The organism is Emticicia sp. 17c, assembly GCF_037153985.1.
Lineage (GTDB): Bacteria > Bacteroidota > Bacteroidia > Cytophagales > Spirosomataceae > Emticicia.
The window spans coordinates 891,337-909,751 of the sequence record NZ_JBBAYI010000001.1; the positions used below are offsets into that span (position 1 = coordinate 891,337).

18 protein-coding genes are annotated in these 18,415 nt (G+C 37.4%); 15 read left to right on the plus strand and 3 right to left on the minus strand.

The genetic code is table 11. From position 1 onward, the window contains the following. The first annotated feature begins 21 nt into the window (after nt 1–21). The 5 genes from WAA15_RS03710 (at nt 22) to WAA15_RS03730 (ending at nt 4,418) form a co-directional block, all read left to right on the plus strand. On the plus strand, nt 22–1,002 hold the full coding sequence (locus WAA15_RS03710; protein ID WP_337041104.1) for a glycosyltransferase: 981 nt from the start codon (nt 22–24) through the stop codon (nt 1,000–1,002). Nucleotides 1,003–1,009: 7 nt separating this feature from the next. Then, on the plus strand, nt 1,010–2,029 hold the full coding sequence (locus WAA15_RS03715; protein ID WP_337041105.1) for a glycosyltransferase family 9 protein: 1,020 nt from the start codon (nt 1,010–1,012) through the stop codon (nt 2,027–2,029). A 34-nt stretch (nt 2,030–2,063) separates the two neighbouring features. Then, nucleotides 2,064–2,936, plus strand: a complete 873-nt coding sequence (locus WAA15_RS03720) for a hypothetical protein (protein WP_337041106.1) — start codon at nt 2,064–2,066, stop codon at nt 2,934–2,936. 74 nt (nt 2,937–3,010) lie between these two features. Beyond that, the gene (locus tag WAA15_RS03725; protein ID WP_337041108.1) at nt 3,011–3,433 is read left to right on the plus strand and encodes an STAS domain-containing protein; all 423 of its coding nucleotides are present in this window, start codon (nt 3,011–3,013) and stop codon (nt 3,431–3,433) included. 73 nt (nt 3,434–3,506) lie between these two features. Beyond that, a complete protein-coding gene (locus tag WAA15_RS03730) occupies nt 3,507–4,418 on the plus strand; it encodes a ribonuclease Z (RefSeq protein ID WP_337041109.1) in 912 nt (303 codons plus the stop codon). 12 nt (nt 4,419–4,430) lie between these two features. Here WAA15_RS03730 and WAA15_RS03735 read toward each other — a convergent pair whose 3' ends face one another. Further along, on the minus strand, nt 4,431–4,961 hold the full coding sequence (locus WAA15_RS03735; protein WP_337041110.1) for an acyl-CoA thioesterase: 531 nt from the start codon (nt 4,959–4,961) through the stop codon (nt 4,431–4,433). A gap of 131 nt (nt 4,962–5,092) precedes the next feature. Here WAA15_RS03735 and WAA15_RS03740 point away from each other — a divergent pair, with 131 nt between their 5' ends. The 10 genes from WAA15_RS03740 to WAA15_RS03785 all read left to right on the plus strand — a co-directional run bounded on the left by WAA15_RS03740 (nt 5,093) and on the right by WAA15_RS03785 (nt 16,933). After that, nucleotides 5,093–5,617 (plus strand): class I SAM-dependent methyltransferase, encoded by a 525-nt coding sequence (locus WAA15_RS03740; protein ID WP_337041111.1) that lies wholly within the window; start codon nt 5,093–5,095, stop codon nt 5,615–5,617. A 191-nt stretch (nt 5,618–5,808) separates the two neighbouring features. Next, complete coding sequence (locus WAA15_RS03745; protein WP_337041112.1) at nt 5,809–7,902, plus strand: HEPN domain-containing protein; 2,094 nt, start codon at nt 5,809–5,811, stop codon at nt 7,900–7,902. Then, nucleotides 7,899–8,693 carry a uroporphyrinogen-III C-methyltransferase gene (gene cobA, locus WAA15_RS03750; protein WP_337041113.1) on the plus strand — a complete coding sequence of 265 codons (795 nt, stop codon included), beginning with the start codon at nt 7,899–7,901 and terminating at the stop codon, nt 8,691–8,693. The genes WAA15_RS03745 and cobA overlap by 4 nt, the downstream gene beginning before the upstream one ends. Nucleotides 8,694–8,712: 19 nt before the next feature. Beyond that, the gene (locus tag WAA15_RS03755) at nt 8,713–9,594 is read left to right on the plus strand and encodes a sulfite exporter TauE/SafE family protein (RefSeq protein ID WP_337041115.1); all 882 of its coding nucleotides are present in this window, start codon (nt 8,713–8,715) and stop codon (nt 9,592–9,594) included. Between the two features lie 12 nt (nt 9,595–9,606). Continuing rightward, nucleotides 9,607–10,302, plus strand: a complete 696-nt coding sequence (locus tag WAA15_RS03760) for a phosphoadenylyl-sulfate reductase (protein ID WP_337041116.1) — start codon at nt 9,607–9,609, stop codon at nt 10,300–10,302. Nucleotides 10,303–10,345: 43 nt separating this feature from the next. Then, nucleotides 10,346–11,290: a sulfate adenylyltransferase subunit CysD gene (gene cysD / locus WAA15_RS03765; RefSeq protein WP_337041117.1), complete on the plus strand. Its 945-nt coding sequence runs from the start codon at nt 10,346–10,348 to the stop codon at nt 11,288–11,290. Between the two features lie 85 nt (nt 11,291–11,375). Further along, nucleotides 11,376–12,635: a sulfate adenylyltransferase subunit 1 gene (locus WAA15_RS03770; RefSeq protein ID WP_337041118.1), complete on the plus strand. Its 1,260-nt coding sequence runs from the start codon at nt 11,376–11,378 to the stop codon at nt 12,633–12,635. Nucleotides 12,636–12,781: 146 nt separating this feature from the next. Continuing rightward, entirely contained in the window at nt 12,782–14,266 is a 1,485-nt protein-coding gene (locus WAA15_RS03775) for an FG-GAP repeat domain-containing protein (protein WP_337041120.1), read from the plus strand. Between the two features lie 325 nt (nt 14,267–14,591). Further along, a complete protein-coding gene (locus WAA15_RS03780) occupies nt 14,592–16,433 on the plus strand; it encodes a PAS domain S-box protein (RefSeq protein WP_337041121.1) in 1,842 nt (613 codons plus the stop codon). 101 nt (nt 16,434–16,534) lie between these two features. Then, nucleotides 16,535–16,933: a response regulator gene (locus WAA15_RS03785; RefSeq protein WP_337041122.1), complete on the plus strand. Its 399-nt coding sequence runs from the start codon at nt 16,535–16,537 to the stop codon at nt 16,931–16,933. Nucleotides 16,934–16,970: 37 nt separating this feature from the next. On the opposite strand, the gene WAA15_RS03790 is transcribed toward WAA15_RS03785, so the two are convergent. Further along, the gene (locus tag WAA15_RS03790) at nt 16,971–17,549 is read right to left on the minus strand and encodes a hypothetical protein (protein WP_337041123.1); all 579 of its coding nucleotides are present in this window, start codon (nt 17,547–17,549) and stop codon (nt 16,971–16,973) included. A 242-nt stretch (nt 17,550–17,791) separates the two neighbouring features. Further along, nucleotides 17,792–18,406, minus strand: coding sequence for a hypothetical protein (locus WAA15_RS03795; RefSeq protein WP_337041124.1), 615 nt, complete (start codon nt 18,404–18,406; stop codon nt 17,792–17,794). Between the last annotated feature and the right edge of the window lie 9 nt (nt 18,407–18,415).

Here is an 18,415-nt window from a genome sequence, read left to right on the forward strand (position 1 = left end):
TTTAAAATTTCTGTACCCAACATGACACTCGCTTTTACACTTTGTTCTGTCAATTATCTTGCTCAGGCGCATACGCTTGGAGACTCCCTGCAACAGCAAAATCCTGATATTAAATTTATCATAGGGTTAGTTGATAAACTCGATACCAAAGATATTGATAAAACCAAGTTGCCTGATTACCCCCTGCTTGAAGTCGATAAAATAAATATTGCTGACTTTGAAGGCATGTGTGCCCGTTATGATATTACAGAACTAAATACGGCTGTAAAACCCTATTATTTTGACTATTTCCTTAAAAACAACCCCGAAATAAGTAATATCATTTACTTTGACCCCGACATTATTGTTTTTGACAAACTTACACACCTGCAACAAAGCCTTGCGCAGTACAATATTATTGTAACGCCGCATATTACTACACCATATAACGATAATAAATGGCAAAATGAAGAAGATGTAGTAAATACAGGTGTCTATAACTTTGGTTTTGTGGCAATACGACGGTCTGAGGCAGCCCAGAAAATGGTTGATTGGTGGTGCCAGAAATTAGAGAAAGAATGCCTCATTGACCTCTGCAACGGGCTTTTTGTTGACCAACACTGGGCAGAGTTTTTTCCTGTATACTTCGACAAAGTAATGATTAATAAGCATCTGGGTTATAATGTTGCCTACTGGAACCTTCACGAACGCTTTTGCTCGCAGCAAGAGGGGCAGTGGTATATTAATAACCATACCCCCTTACAGTTTTTTCATTACAGCGGCTATTTAATAGCCAAACCAAACGAAGTATCGAAATACCAGAATCGTATTCTGTTTGAAAACCGACCTGATATAGTGCCCTTGTTTGAACACTACAAAAATGAATTACTGAAAAATAATGAGCTATATTGGAAACATTTTCGTTGCGACTATATCAAACCTCCTAAAATAAAACGATATTTGCGTGTAAGAAAATATTTAAAAATGCCCCTGGAAAAATTGGCCCAATTAATTGAGGCTTAGTTATTATATGCAACAAACTATTGCACTTTGGCAACACCGTTATCGAAAATATACGCATCTTCTGAAAGTTTATCTGCATTTTTTTAAAGTCTATACCCAAATTATATTCTTAAAAATCAGATTTCTGGGTAAACGTAAAATTGTAGCTATCATTTTGACCCAACAATTTGGTGATATTGTAGCCGGAGAGCCTATTGCAAGACAAATTCGCCAGAAACATCCTGACGACTATATGCTTTGGGTAGTAAAGCCCGTTTTTAAAGAACTAGTCGAAGATAATCCGAATCTGGACGGAATCATTGAAGAGTTTTGTGCAAATCAGCGAAGGCTGTTACTTAATTCAGGCATTTTTGACGTAGTTTATAATCTCCAGTTTCGTAACAATAGCCATTGCCCAATCTGCCAGATATATGTTGAAAATCCGGTAGCCGATGCTCGTAACGTAACGATACATAACTACTATTTTCAGGGCAATTTACTCACTGTGCAGCAAAAAATGGCAGGCTTGCCTTTAGAAGATTTGGCTCCTTGTTTATTTTTAAAAGACGAACACAGAAAAAAGATAGATAAGTTAAACTTACCCTCAAGGTATATTGTTGTACATGGCCAGTCGGCACAGAATAGCCGGAACTGGGATAACACCAAATGGGAAACACTTATTAATTATTTGTTACAGTCGACCGATTACACGATTGTTGAGATAGGTTTGAGTAGCGATTTGAACCTTAAAAACGACCGCTACATTAACCTCTGTGGCCAACTCAGTATTCTGGAAACAGGCGAAGTAATTCGTCGGGCAAAACTTTTTATCGGTATCGATAGCGGCCCTGCACATCTGGCTAATGCCGTAGGTACTTATGGGCTGATTATGATAGGTAAACTTGCCGATTTCACCAATCATATACCCTATTCGGGTAAATATAAGTCAGGCGAAAACGCCCTGATTGTACGCAATACCGACGGCCCAAGCGCCGATATTCCGGTTAATAAAGTAATTGATGCCTTAAATCAGCATCAACTATTATAATTCTTTATCATTATAGTTACAGACTTTTTGTTTCATGTTGTTTTATACCGTTTGTCATATTAATCGATTGCCTGAAGCCATTGTTCTTGGCAATTCTATCAAGGCACATCACCCCGAAAGCTCGTATTTTATTGGTTTGTTAGATAAAAAAGATAGAATTGCTGACTTATCCAACATCAAATACCCGCTTGTCGAAGTTGATGAACTGGGTATTACTGATTTTGAAAAAATGTGTCAGCAATATACTTGGGATGAGCTAGCGGCTAATTGCAAACCTTTTTTTGCCCGCTATTTTTTGCAACAGTCAGACAAAGTAGTTTACCTTGATTGTACTTCACTTGTATACAGTACTTTTAATTTTGTTGAACAACAACTTATTGAAAATAACATCTTACTTATTCCTCAGCTTTTACACGCTGGTAAACATCCTGACGAAAAACAGATTCTAAACACCGGTATTTTCCATTCAGGTTTTTTTGCATTAAAAAATACAGCCGAAAGTTTTCGATTTCTTGACTGGTGGGCAAATAACACTGCTCAAAAAGGCTTTACTGAACTTTGCAAGGGGCTAAACGCTGACCAGCTCTGGCTCGAACACGTACCCGCCTTGTATGATGGTGTGCATATTTTAAAACATGATGGCCTAAATATTGGCTACTGGAACTTACCCGAGCGTACTATTGATGCTTCGCGCAGCAAAGCAAACGGACAGCAGATTGTTTCTGTTAATTTTAAGGGAATGAAATACTGGCCCGAATATAAACGTCAGATAAGTAGTTACAACCTGCCCGTAATGGCACCAATCTATGGCAAACCTAACCCAAAAGTCAAAAAAAATGCCCAGCTGATTGCAAATAATATCAGAAAAATCAATAGCTTTATTGACAAAATAATTGACCAGATTTGATATTTGCCATAGCTAACTTATAATCGAAAATAAAATTTCAATTACCTTTGTAAAAAATTCCTGAATTTTCCTTTATGAATTACAAAATTGAAAAAACAGAGCAGTATGCTCTTATTTCTTTAGATGAACCTACATTTGGTGCGGAAATTACCTCTCCTTTTGAAAAATTAGTTGTGCAACTTTATCGTGAGGGCTATACCAATATGGTTGTTGACTTCACAAAAGTATCTGAAATTGATAATGACGGCCTATCATTAATACGAAAAGCCACAAAAGTATGCAGAAATGAACAGGGGCTATTTGTGATATGTACCAAAGATGATGATATTATCGATGAGATTGATTCGGCAAAAATTCCTGAATTAGTTATTTTACCTACGGTTGATGAAGGTATTGATGCCGTATTTATGAATGACCTTGAAAACGATTTCCGTGAAGAAAACGATGATGAATTCGATTTAGGTGAAGAAAATGGTTTTCAGGAAGAAAAGTACTAGTAAATAAACTAGCTTGGTTAGTTTATACAATCTTATTTATTAACTGCTTAAACACCCCTGACAGGGGGGTATTATGAATTTTGAACTATTAGTAATTGGCACTGGCTCTGCAACACCTGTACTTGAACACAATCCATCAGCTTATTTGTTAACTTATGACAACGAACAATTTTTGATTGATTGCGGGGAGGGAACGCAGTTTCGTATACTGGAATATAAAGTTCGTAGTTCTCGTATACGCCATATATTTATCAGCCATTTACACGGCGACCACTATTTCGGATTGGTCGGTCTTATTTCAAGCTGGAATCTGAATCAACGTAAGGAAGACCTGACCATTTATGCACCTAAAGAACTTGCCGAAATTCTAACCATTCAGTTTAAACATTCACATACCTTTCTTCATTTCAAAATAAACTTCGTTGCAACAAATCCGAACGAACCACTTTTGGTTCTTGACAACCAGTTGCTAAGCGTTGAAAGTATTCCATTAGTACACCGTATTGATTGCTGTGGTTTCTTATTCAGAACCAAAGCAGCCAAAAGAAAATTACTCGCCGAAAAATTACCTGAGAATTTCCCGATTCCTTATATTAAAATGCTCAAAGATGGGCTTGATGTAGAAGACGAACTCACGGGCAAGATTTATAAAAGCGAAGATTATACTACTATTGGTACTCCTTCGAGGTCGTTTGCGTATTGTTCTGACACCGCCTATAACGAACAAATGGTTAGCCAATTACAAGACGTAAATACGATTTTCCATGAGGCAACATTTGTGGAGTCAGAGTTAAAAAGAGCTGAATATACCAATCATTCTACGGCTATACAAGCGGCTACCATTGCTAAAAAAGCCAATGCAGAGCAATTGATTATTGGTCATTATTCATCAAGATATAAAACGCTGGAAACACATCTGACCGAAGCCAAACAAGTTTTTGAAAATACTCATCTGGCTTTAGAAGGAGTAACATATAAACTTTAAACCTCTTTACGTTTATAAAGATGCTTCTCTTTCAAGCAATTCATGCTTTACAGCCTTGATGCGCTCGTTAAAGCTGATATTTTTAAAATTAACGTTTTTTTCGCAAGTAGCAGCCAGATATTCAAGAATATCTTTCTGGTGAGGTACCCGCCTGCCAGTTTCCACACTTACATATTTGCTTGTTGTCCACATAAAGTTTTTTAGCTCACTCATGTTTTCGTCGGTCATAAAATACTCTGTAACCAACGTATCAGCATCAAAATAAATAGCTCTTGAAAAAATCTTTACCCACTCGCTTACTACTGCCGGGCGTATATAAGCAATCTGATGCTGATAAACTACCCAACTGGTTTTATAATTTTTAAATACTTCCGAAAACTTAAAGCCATATAACTTTGCCACTTGGTCTTCGCGGGCATTAAAGTAATAATCAAAATATTTAGAGTTGTTCAGGTGCTGAAGTGGGTCGCAGTCCTGAAAACGTATAATAGCTTTTGACTCTGTCACTTTCGGATATTCTTTCTCGCTGATTTTTTCAAACATAGATATATTTAATTTTAGCTCAAAAATAGGAATACTTTTTAAAATACCTGAAATTTAAGGTAAGGTCAGTTGTTTTTAATAGAAGTCATTTAATTTGTGCAAAAGATTATTGTAATTACTAAAGTTATATCATGGAACTTAATGATGCTATTCGGTTAATTTCTCATCAGGATTTTGAGCCAAAAAATAAAACCAATTGGATAGATTTAGGGGCTGGCAGCGGCACATTTACTTTGGCTCTGGCAAGTTTGCTATCTCATGAAAACCATATTTATGCGGTCGATACCAATGCAAATGCCTTAAAAAACATTCCAGCTAGTTATAATAGCGTTGCCATCGAAAAAATTATTGCTGATTTTACAAAAGATGAGCTTCCCTTACAGGCGGTAAATGGAGTTATGCTAGCAAACTCTTTACATTTTGTGCAAGACCAAGAAGCGTTTATTAAGCAACTCAAAAACAAAATTGCGGCCGATTCATACTTTTTAGTTATTGAATATGACTCAAATCAGGCCAATCAATGGGTACCCTACCCTATCAATTTTCAGAAATTAAAAATACTTTTTTCTGCCACAGGATTCAAAACAATTACTCGCTTAAACGTTATGCCATCCATTTACGGAAACAGGCAAATCTATGCGGCATTCATGAGTTAACAACTTTTTTTCCTAGAAAAAGCAGATTAAAATTTCAATTTTCCACTCGTTTTTTGTCTTTAAATTAAATTTTAATCCTTTCCAAATCACTATCTATCAATGAATTACAAAAAAAATTAAATTTCTCTCCCATATAGTCTATAATAATTATAGGTTTTATGTATATTTGCAAAGTTAAACCAAGGAAAATTATGCAAAGTTTTCGTACAGAATTAGAGAATCCATTAGTAGAGAAAGATATCATTGATTTAGAGCGTAAAATCAGGCTTTTCCGTGAAGGTAAAATTCATGAAGAAAAATTCAGAAGTTTACGTCTCGCCAGAGGAGTGTATGGGCAACGCCAACAAGGTGTGCAGATGGTAAGAATAAAGTTACCTTATGGCAAAATGACACTTAACCAATGGAAGCGAATTGCTGATATTTCTGATGAATATTCGACAGGAAACTTGCATTTAACAACCCGTCAGGACATCCAGATTCACTTTGTGAGCCTTGAAAGAACTCCTGAATTATGGGCTAAACTTGAAGAAGATAAAATAACCCTACGCGAAGCCTGTGGCAACACCGTAAGAAACATCACGGCCTCTCCTAGTGCTGGCATCGACCCTAAAGAACCTTTCGACGTAACACCATATACACACGCCGCATTTGAATATTTTTTAAGAAACCCTATTTGTCAGGAAATGGGACGCAAATTTAAAATTGCGTTTTCAAACACTGACGAAGACACCGCTCTTACCTTCATGCACGATTTAGGTTTTATTCCTAAAATTCAAGAAGGAAAAAGAGGATTCAGAGTTTTACTTGGTGGGGGTTTAGGAGCGCAACCTCAGCTAGCACATGTAGCTTATGAGTTTTTAGAAGAAGATTCGCTCATTCCATTTATGGAAGCTGTTATTCGTGTTTTTGACCGCCACGGCGAAAGAAATTCTCGTCATAAAGCCCGCATGAAGTTTCTGATAGCCAAAATTGGTTTTGAAGAATTCATGAAACTAGTAGAAGCTGAAAAAACAGCCATTAAAGTTAAAACGTATCATATAGATACCGAAAAAGCTGATTTTCAATATCAGTTTGCGGCCGTTTCAACCAATGAAGAAGCAAAAACTCCAGATACAGAAGCATATAGAAACTGGTTTAAAACCAACGTTTTCGCACAAAAACAAGAAGGTTATTTTGGTATTTATGTAAGAATTCCGCTCGGAAATATCTCAAGCACAACCTCAAGAAGCCTGATTGAGCAACTGAGACCTTATGTGGCTGACGATGTACGCGTAACTGTTAATCAAGGACTTTTACTAAGGTTTGTACAAGCTAAAGACCTGCCAACTGTTTTCAATATTTTAAGCGCACATAACTTGGCGTCTCCGGGTGCTAATAGCATTGCCAATATTACGGCTTGCCCAGGCACAGACACCTGTAATCTGGCTATTTCGGATAGCACAAGCATTACACTTGAATTTGAAAAAGTTATTCGTGAAGATTTCCCTGAATTAATAGAGGAAACAGATATGCAAATAAAAATTTCGGGCTGTATGAACGCCTGTGGCCAGCATAGTATGGCACACATTGGTTTTCATGGAAGCTCGATGAAAGCCGCCGGAAAAGTATTACCAGCCTTGCAGGTTTTATTAGGTGGTGGTGTGAAAGGAAACGGAGAAGGCCGAATTTCAGATAAAGTTATTAAAGTGCCTAGTAAAAGAGGCCCACAGGTGTTAAGAATTATTCTGAATGATTATGAAACCAACGGCAACGAAGGTGAATATTTTAATGATTATTATGACCGTCAGGGCGAAAAATACTTTTATAGTTTGCTAAAGCCTCTTGCCGACCTCACTACTTTAGTTGATACGGATTTTATTGACTGGGGACGTGACGAACTCTTCCAGACTGAAATCGGTGTAGGCGAATGTGCCAGTGTAATTATCGACCTAGTAGCAACACTTTTCTACGAATCAGAAGAAAAAATTGAATGGGCAAGAGCCGCTTATGACGAAAATCGCTGGGCTGATGCCATTTATTATGCTTATCAGTCACAGGTTAATACGGCAAAAGCGCTTCTGCTAGACAAAAATATCAGTAGCAGCACACAGCATGGTGTAATGAATGATTTTGATAAAAACTTTGCAGAAGAATTTGGCGGAAATTTCAAAGAGCAAGTATTGCAAATCAATAAAAACGAACCAAGTCAGGTTTTTGCCATTGATTACATTTCAGAAGCAGAGAATTTCCTGAAAGAAGCTATTCTTTACAGAGAAGCTAATAAAAATGCCACTATCGAAGCATGATAACGCCTTTTAACATACAACAGCAAACGCCTCCGATACCAAAGTTAACAGTAGTTGGCGCAGGTACCGGCGACCCCGAATTAATTACCCTTAAGGCAATTAACGCATTGCGTCAGGCAGATGTAGTGCTTTATGATGCCCTGATTAATGAAGAGCTACTGGAGTATTGTCATCCGGCCTGTGAACGTATTTATGTAGGCAAAAGAGGCTACGAAAAAAGCGTTAGTCAGGATAGTATTAACTTTCTGATTGTTGAAAAAGCCTTTGAAAAAGGCCATGTGGTACGCCTCAAGGGTGGCGACCCTTTCATTTTTGGCCGTGGGAATGAAGAAATTGCCTTTGCTAAAGAACGTGGCATTGAAACCAGTTACGTACCAGGAATTTCAAGTATTGCGTCAGGAGGTTTCTACGAAATACCTTTAACTGCCCGCGGTGTGGCTGACGGATTCTGGGTAATTACAGGTACTAAGTCAGACAAATCATTATCACATGATATAAAACTAGCGGCTCATTCTACTGCCACAGTAGTAATACTGATGGGCATGAAAAAACTGGCACAGATTGCCCGTATTTTTGAAGAAGAAGGATTTGGAGAAACACCCGTTGCAATTATTCAGAATGCTTCAACTACCGAACAGAAAATAGGTATAGGAGAAGTAAAAAATCTGGAACAAATAGCTACTAAAGAAGGCCTGAGTAATCCGGCTATTATACTTATTGGCAATGTAGTAAAACAAAACAATGCACAGCACCTTTGCTATATTGGCCATCAATACTCAGGAAACAAATAATTTCAACAAAGAAAAGCTAATGGAAAGACTCGCAAATACCTTAAGCAACCATATCAGGCTAAAATATATTGCAGCTGCTATTCTAATACTGAAAGTATTACTGATAGGAGTACTTGCATACAGAATTTTTGCCAGCATTCACTCATTTCAATGGGGAGTCGATAACCTGTTTTTCTATTATATCGGAGTAGGTTTTCTGGCACAACTTGTTGATGGAGCTTTAGGAATGGCCTATGGGGCAACCTGTACCTCTATGCTCTTAGGTGTGGGAGTTCCGCCTGCGTTTGCCACAGCAAGCGTTCATACTGCCGAAGTATTTACCACAGGCGTATCTGGTCTTTCGCATTTGTACTTTGGTAATATTGACAAAAAACTTTTTTTTCGGATAGTACTTACCGGTGTTATAGGCTCCATGATAGGGGCATATCTTATATCCGAAGTAATTGATGGAAAAGTCATTCGCCCATATATCTCCTTATATCTGGTTGGCTTGGGAATCATTATTATCATTAAAGCCTTCAAGAAACGTCCGGCTACTCCTACCAATAAAAACTTAGGTTTACTTGGCTTAGTGGGTGGCTTTTTTGATTCTATCGGTGGCGGTGGATGGGGCCCTTTAGTGACCTCAAACCTTATCAATAAAGGCAATGCCCCTAAAGAAGCCATCGGAACTGTTAATACTGCCGAATTTTTTGTGGCATTTTTTAGCACAGGCATCTTTATGCTATTCATTGACATTCAGGCATGGCAACCCATTGCAGGGCTTATTATAGGCGGTGTTTTAGCTGCTCCACTAGGGGCATTTTTGGTAAAATTATTCGCTCCGAAAACAATTATGCTCATTGTCGGAACTTTAGTAGTTGGTCTTAGTGCTTATAACATTATTAAGGTTTGGTTTTAATCAGTACACCAGATGATTGATACATTAGAAAAACTTTCATTAGAAGAAGCTCTCAACTTTATAGCTAATAATTACCCGGGGAAAGTCGTTTTTTCAACTTCTCTGGGTCAGGAAGACCAAGTGATTACTCATGCTATTTTCAAAAATGCAGTAAGCGGAGGGCCACTTAACATAAAAGTTTTCACGTTAGATACCGGACGGCTTTTTCAGGAAACTTACGAGTTACTTGACCGCACAAGAGCCAGATACAAACAACCTATTTTTACCTACACGCCCGATACTCAGAAATTACAGCAATTAGTTACCGAAAAGGGTTTCAATAGTTTCTATGAATCAATCGAAAACCGAAAAGAATGTTGTGGTATCCGTAAAATTGAACCTCTGAAAAGAGCACTGGCAGGCGCTGAGGTCTGGATAACCGGATTGAGGGCTGAGCAATCAGAAAACCGTAACGATATGAAAATATGGGAATGGGATGCAGCCAACAACGTCTGGAAGTTTAACCCGTTAATTCACTGGTCCTACGAAGAGGTATTATCTTATATTGCATCAAATAATATTCCTGACAACCCGCTCCATAAAAAAGGTTTTATCAGCATTGGCTGTTTACCTTGTACCAGAGCTATCGAACCCGGCGAACACCCAAGAGCAGGCCGATGGTGGTGGGAAGAATCAAAAAAAGAATGTGGTTTACACCAAGTTTCTTAAATTTGTAGCTTGGTGAGGCGCATTATTCTTAAAAACATTTATTATGAGTAATTTTTTAAATAATTCTGAAATTATTAACTCTTCTTCTGACATCAATGGTATTTTCCCACGTGAGTTGGAAGATGAAGCTATCTATATCTTAAGAGAAGTAGCGTCACAGTTTGAAAGACCTGCTATACTTTTCTCTGGTGGTAAAGACTCAATCACAGTAGTAAGGCTTGCCGAAAAGGCATTCTATCCAGGTAAGATACCGTTTACGCTATTGCATGTTGATACTGGCCACAATTTTCCTGAAACAATAGAATACCGCGACTGGCTCGTGAGCAAACTTGGCCTTAACCTCCATGTGCGTTACGTTGAAGATTCTATCAAACAAGGCAAGGTAAAAGAAGAAACTGGCAAATATGCCAGCCGTAATGCTGCCCAGACTGTTACCTTACTTGATGCCATTGAAGAGTTTAAGTTCGATGCCTGCATAGGTGGTGCCAGACGTGACGAAGAAAAAGCTCGTGCCAAAGAAAGAATTTTCTCGGTAAGAGATGATTTCGGGCAATGGGATGCCAAAAAGCAACGCCCTGAATTGTTTGATATGCTCAACGGAAAAATTGAAATAGGCGAAAACGTGCGTGTATTTCCGATTTCAAACTGGACAGAACTTGATGTATGGAATTATATAAAAGAAGAAAAACTTCGTATTCCGAGCATTTATTTCACACACGAGCGTAGCGTTTTTGACCGTGACGGACTCATCTGGGCTGATTCGGAATTTATCAATAAAACCGAAGATGAAATTCCTTATATTACCAAAGTACGTTTCCGCACAGTTGGCGACATGACCTGTACAGCAGCAGTAGCCTCTGAAGCCGATAATCTTGATGACGTAATTTCGGAAATTTTATCTGCAAAAATCTCTGAACGTGGCGCCAGAATTGACGACAAACGCTCAGAAGCAGCCATGGAGAAACGTAAACAGGCAGGCTATTTCTGATAAAATTAATAGATAATCAACACCTACCCTACGTGGCGTTGATTGTTGTATTAGTTGAGTTTTATAACATTAGAATAACATTACAATGGATATATTAAGAATTGCAACAGCAGGCTCGGTTGATGACGGTAAAAGTACACTTATCGGCCGCTTGCTTTATGAAACGAACTCTATTACTGGTGATAAAATTGAAGCTCTTGAATCGGCTTCCAAACGAAAAGGTCTTAATTTTTTAGATTTATCTCTTTTAACAGATGGCTTAATTGCCGAACGTGAACAAGGTATTACCATAGATGTGGCACATATCTATTTTAGTACACCTAAGCGCAAATACATCATCGCAGACACACCCGGGCATTTTGAGTACACACGAAACATGGTTACGGGGGCTTCAAACACCTCCGTTTCTATTATTCTGATTGATGCACGCAATGGGGTAGTTGAGCAAACCAAACGTCACTTTTATATTTCGTCCATGCTACGTATCAAGAACATTATTGTAGCAGTTAACAAAATGGATTTGGTTAATTATAGCCAAGACCGCTTTGAAGAAATCAAAAGTGATTTTTCAAAATTAGCCGAACAAGTAAGTTTTGAAGGACAAAACATTGAGTTTATTCCAATATCGTCACTATACGGTGAAAACCTTGTAAAGAAATCGGCAGAAACCCCATGGTATGAAGGCAGTTCTTTACTAGAAACACTTGAAAACCTTGATAATCAGGTAAATCCTATTTCCCATTTGCCGGCCCGTTTTCCAGTGCAGATGGTTGTCAGACCCAAAACCGACGATTTCCATGATTATCGCGGGTATGCAGGGAAAATTGCAAGTGGTAGTTTTGCCATTGGAGATTTAATTGAGGCTCTTCCGAGTGGTCAGGTGAGCAAAATTACAAGTATTGAGAAATTCGGAACAAATCTGGAAATTGCTCATGCGCGTGAGTCGGTTGTTATTACGCTCGAAAACGACATCGATATAAGCCGTGGTAACATGATTGTGAAGGTGGGGCAACAGCCCGAATCAAGAAAAGAAGTTGAAGCCAAAGTTTGCTGGCTTGATAATCAGGCTCTTAAAGTTGGAAAAACTTACTTATTACAACATGGAATTAATCGGGTAAAAGCAAAAGTTACCAGTATAAATTCGATGATTGATATAAAAAATATGTCATTAGACACCGAACCTTCACATGAGGGGGGCCTTAAACTTAACGAAATCGGTTGGATAACCATTAAAACCGCCAGCCCGATTTATGCCGATAAATATGTTGATAACCCGACTAACGGCGCGTTTATTCTTATTGACGAAATATCGAATAGTACGGTTGGTGTTGGTTTTGTCGAATAATCTTCCGTATAATTGTAAAAATATTCATCAACCAAACTTTCGACTTTGAATTAGTTTAGGGTTCGGTAAAAACTGACAGCAAACTTTGCTGTCTTTTTTTTTATAAGAAATTCTGTGTTACTTAGGGCAAATAAACACTTAAACTTATGATATATAAAACAATTGCATCTTTTGCCCTGCTATTAATTTTTCTTGATGCCTGTACCAAAAAAGATACTAAAGGCGACGAAAAACTTGCACAGACACATTGTGGCTCGTGCCACGAGTTTCCCAAACCCGAACTGCTTGATAAAAACAACTGGGAAAAAGTACTTCCTAAAATGGCTTTGTTTCTTGGCATAACTAACAAACTAGCTCCCAGAGATTCGATTAGCCCTATTGAAAAAAATGCCATTCCCACCAAGCCAACTTTAAGTGAGGACGAATGGCAACGAATAAAAGACTATTACATTTCACAGGCACCTTATCGTTTGAACTTCCCCTTAAGTAGTACAACTGAGCCTTTGAGCAACTTATTTAAAATCAAGAGCAGCAGTGCTTATTCAGGCCGGATGCCCAATGTTTCTTGTATAAAGATTGATTCTGCCTCAAAATCAATTTTCGTATGTGATGAAATCAATCGGGAAATATGGGTTTTAGATAAAGATGGGATTCCCAAAAACCAGTTCAGGAATCAGTCCGCTGTTAGTGACTTACAGATTTCAAAAAATAATTTACTCATCATATATATTGGCAATGTAATTGACCCAAGTGTGAGTCATCATGGTTCTGTTGCGTTGATGGATTCAGACAATGAACAAAAAACCGAAACACTTTTAACAAACCTGTACCGACCCACACAAAGCCTTACGGTTAATCTTGACGAAAACCCCGATCTTGAGCTGGTTACGAACGAATTTGGAGTTTTAAATGGTACGCTGGCTATCTGGAAGAAAAAAGGAACAACATTTGATAAAATTATTCTTGAAAATAGCCCGGGTGCTATTAAAACTATACCCATCGACTTAGATAAAGATGGAAAAACAGATTTAGTAACGCTGTTTGGGCAAGGAGATGAACGCGTTGTATGGTACAAAAATAACGGAAATCTGAATTTCACCCCTACTACCCTATTGCGTTTTCCGCCTGTATATGGTTCTTCCAGCCTTGAATTAACCGATTTCAATAAAGATGGGCTTACAGATATTATTTACACAGCGGGCGATAATTCTGATTACTCTATCGAACTAAAACCGTATCATGGCGTTTATATTTTCGAGAATCAGGGTAAAAATAATTTTAAGCAAACATTTTTTTATCACATCAACGGAGCCTATAAAGCCCTTGCCCGCGATTTTGATAATGACGGAGATATCGACATCGCAACTATTGCCTTTTATGTTGATTACTTTGAAAAAACTCCTAAAGATTTTGTTTTCTTTGAAAACAAAGGGCATGAGCTTGTAGCCAGAAGTTTCGATATTAAAGCCTATGGCCGATGGCTGGTTATGGATGCCGGTGATGTTGACGGTGACGGTGACTTAGATATTGTTTTGGGGAATCATCCACTAGGAAAAACGCCCGGAACCTTACTAAAAGATTGGGTAAACTCTAAAAATGCACTCTTGCTTATTAATCAGACAAAGCCTTAACTATTAAGCAAAAAAGCTTTTAATTAGGAAACTATCTATATACGTAATATATTTAGGAAATTTTGAATACCAACGTATATAGATGGTTTCTTAAAGAAAAAGAAATATATTTGAGTTATTAAAAATAAATGTGATTAAAATCGGCATTCATTACCAAAATTTTTATGGTAATTTGAATGTTTTTTAATAATGTGCTTGTACATCTCAGTATAAATGGCATGTTACCCAAAATAAAAAATAATGATATTCTATTGACATCAATTTTAAAAGTATAATCCAACTAATTGAGTGATTCATCCTATTTTTTATTTTATAATTGTAACTAATGAAATATCAAAGGGCGAGTTTATTACCCAAAATTGGCACATGGGAACTAAATCTTAAGACGGGTTCATTACGCTGGGATTTTGTAACTAAATCAATTCAAGACATTACCGAAAAAAGTTTTACAGACCTCGAATCAGCCATCAATTTTTTTGCTGTGGAAGAACATCGGGAACGAATTTTCAGATTAGCAGAACAATTAATTGCAACAGGTGAGCCATTTGTTGAGCAGTTTAAAATAACAACTTCGCAAGGGATTTCAAGATGGATTGAAAGTAGTGCAGAAGCTGAATTTGAAAACGGCAACTGCATAATGATATATGGCACCTTTCAAGATATAACCAGTGAGAAAGAACTGATTTATTCGCTTCAATTAAATGAAGAAAAATTTCAGAAAGCATTTGAGTTTGCGCCTATTGGTATGGCCTTGGTTTCGTCTAATGGTAACTGGATAAAAGTTAACAAGGAAGTTTGTAAATTAACTGGCTACTCAGAAGATGAACTAATGAAGCTTACTTTTCAGGATATTACGCATCCTGATGATTTAAGTAAAGATTTATCGCTGGTTAATCAGATGCTGCGGAAGGAAATTGATAATTATCAGATGGAAAAACGATATTTCCATAAAAATGGGAATACCGTATGGGTGAACCTCAGTGTTTCGCTGGTCTGGAATAACGACGACTCACCTCTGTATTTCATTTCTCAGATACAAGATATTTCCGAGCAGAAAAAAGCACGGGAAGAACTACAACACGAACGCCAACGCCTCTTTGAAACCATTGAAGGTACTAACATAGGCACTTGGGAATGGCACATACAAGACAATACCATTATTTATAATGAACGTTGGGCAAATATTGTTGGCTACACGCTGGAAGAATTACAGCCTATCAGTAAACAAACTTGGAGTAATCTGGTACACCCCGAAGACAGTGAAATTCCTGATAAATTATTAGAAAAATGCTTTACGCATGAAATTGAACACTATGAATGTGAATACCGAATGCGGCATAAGGCTGGCCACTGGGTATGGATACACGACCGCGGTAAAATAATTAACTGGACACCCGACGGCAAACCATTACTAATGCTTGGCACTCATGCCGATATCACTCAAAGAAAAAACAGCGAACAGGAACTAAAACATACGCTTGATATTGTTAGTGAACAAAATAAACGTTTACTTAATTTTACCCATATTATTTCTCATAACCTGAGGTCTCATACCGGAAACTTTCAGATGCTACTGAATTTACTGGTAGAAGAAACCGACGAACACCGAAAAAAAGAACTCGTTGATTTTTTAACAACAAATGCCAACAGCCTGCAAGATACCATCTATCATTTGAATGAAGTATTAAAAATTCAGTCTAATCTTAATCAGCAGGTAAAAAAAATACACCTTCTTGGTGAACTCGAAAAGGTAATTTTCAGTCTGAAAGATACCATTGCAGATTCACAAGCTTCTATACAGACTGATATTCCAGCAGAATTAACTATTGATTACAGTTCAGAATATATCGAAAGCGTACTGGTTAATCTGCTGACGAATGCCATTAAGTATCGTCACCCAGACCGAAATCCTGTTATAAATATTCACACAAAAACTACCGTTAAATATATTATTCTTCAAATTGAAGACAATGGCATGGGAATTGATTTGAATTTACATGGGCAAAAACTCTTTGGCATGTATAAAACTTTTCATTCCAATAAAGATGCCAGAGGACTTGGATTATTTATCATAAAAAACCAAGTTGAAGCCATGGGAGGAAAAATTGAAGTTGAAAGCGAAGTAGGAAAAGGAACAACCTTCAAGGTATTTATTAAAAATCAATAGCCTGAAGGCATATTTTTCTAATCCAGCTCGTCGGATAACTCAAAAGTGAAACTATTAAATCTTTATCAACCCATATATCTGTTGCTAGAGGTCTTTTGATTATGAGAAAAATAAATAACGCCTGGATTATTGACGACGACAAAATTCTTTCTTATGTGCTGCAGCGAATGATGGGCTCAGTAGACTTTTGTGATAATGTAGAAATTTTCCAGAATGGCAAGGAAGCAATTAATCATCTTTCAGCCATTCAACAAAACCCGGAATCGCTTCCTGATGTAATTCTGCTAGACCTGAATATGCCTATCATGGATGGATGGCAGTTTCTGGACGAATTTGAAAAAATTAAATTAGATAAAAAGGTTACCCTCTATATTGTGAGTTCTTCGATTGATATTCAAGACCACAACAAAGCTAAAGACTACAAAACGGTTTCTGATTTTCTGATAAAGCCTATCGGTAAAAAACAAATAGAGCAAATGATTCATAGCTATAACCAATAAGGTTTCTTACTGAAACCTTATTGGTACTTACGCTAGCCTACTTAGTTTTAGGTAAAACAATATAGTCTTCCATTGTATTTTCTTCTTGTTCTGGCTCTGTTGTTGGCTCTATATAAAAAGATTTTGCTCTTTTAAACCACCCACGGTTCTTTTTGGCATCTTTTCTTGTTCTATAATACCGAAGCCGATAATCAACATAAGGATTAACAATTTCTTCGGGGTGTTCAAAACCATTGGCAACATCAATATCATTCATTGTAAGTAAACCATCCTGTTCTACACCAATAATTTCTTCAAACGCCTTGATATTTCGTTTGTCTTTACCTTCACCTGCATTAATCAGATGGTCAATCAATACTTCTGCTACTGTCTGATTCGTGAAATGATTACCCAGATAACGGTTCCAATAGTAATGCTTATGAATATAAAGAGCTTCTTCTTTGGTAAACATTTTGTCGCCCCAGATAGGCTTATGAATACCATACCCCTCGCCTTCAAACTTAAGAAGTTTAGGCGCATATTTATTAAAAGAAGCCGCTTGATTAACAAAGATAACACATACTGCAGACAGGCAAGTAATTGCCGTTAATGACAAAATAATTTTTTTGGGACTCATCGTAATGTTTAAGTTAATTTCCTGTACAAGATTTAGAGCAATAATTGTACCGCTCAATAACAAAATGTAAAGCGAGTAAAGTAATTACGATAGAAAATGCGTTTTGAAGAACAAAATTTAACCTGACAAATTAAACAACGATAAATACTTATCAAAATTGCCACCCTATGGTACAAATTAAAAGCCCTTCAAAATTCATGCAGATTTTGAAGGGCCATTTTTAAATAATAATTACTTTGATGTCAGTCAACCTGTGAGGCCATTTCATCAGCAACACTTTCCGGTGTTTCTTCTGGTTCTTTTCCGACCAGAATATCCGGTAGAATCAGGTAGTCGGCCAGCATAATGCTGTCTTCGCCCAAAATGCTGAAAGCCCTTGCTCGTGTCATCCAACCAGGGTATTTCCCTGAGTTTTTTCTTGAGCCATAGTAATGCAGACGATAGTTAATATAAGGATTAACTATGTACTCACATTGAATAAACGAATTGGCAACCTGAACATCTTCTTTCGATAGCTTACCATCTTGTGTAACACCAATGATAGCCTCAAAAGCCCTAATGTTTACGTTGTTTCTCCCTTCTCCTGCAGTAATAATATGGTCAATCAATGCTTCGGCAACTTCTTGGCTTGCAAATAAATTTCCGTAGTACTTATTCCAATAGTACTGGCGATGAATTTTAAAAGCCTCGGCTTTGGTGAAGTTTTTTTTGCCCCAGATTGCCTGATTAATACCATATCCTTTGCCTTCAAATCTGATAAGTTTTGTGAAGTACTTTTCAAAGGATGCTGCTTGAGAAGAGACAGACATAAGACTAACCACGAGGGTGGTCAGAAACATGCGTTGCAGTTGTTTCATGTATTATTT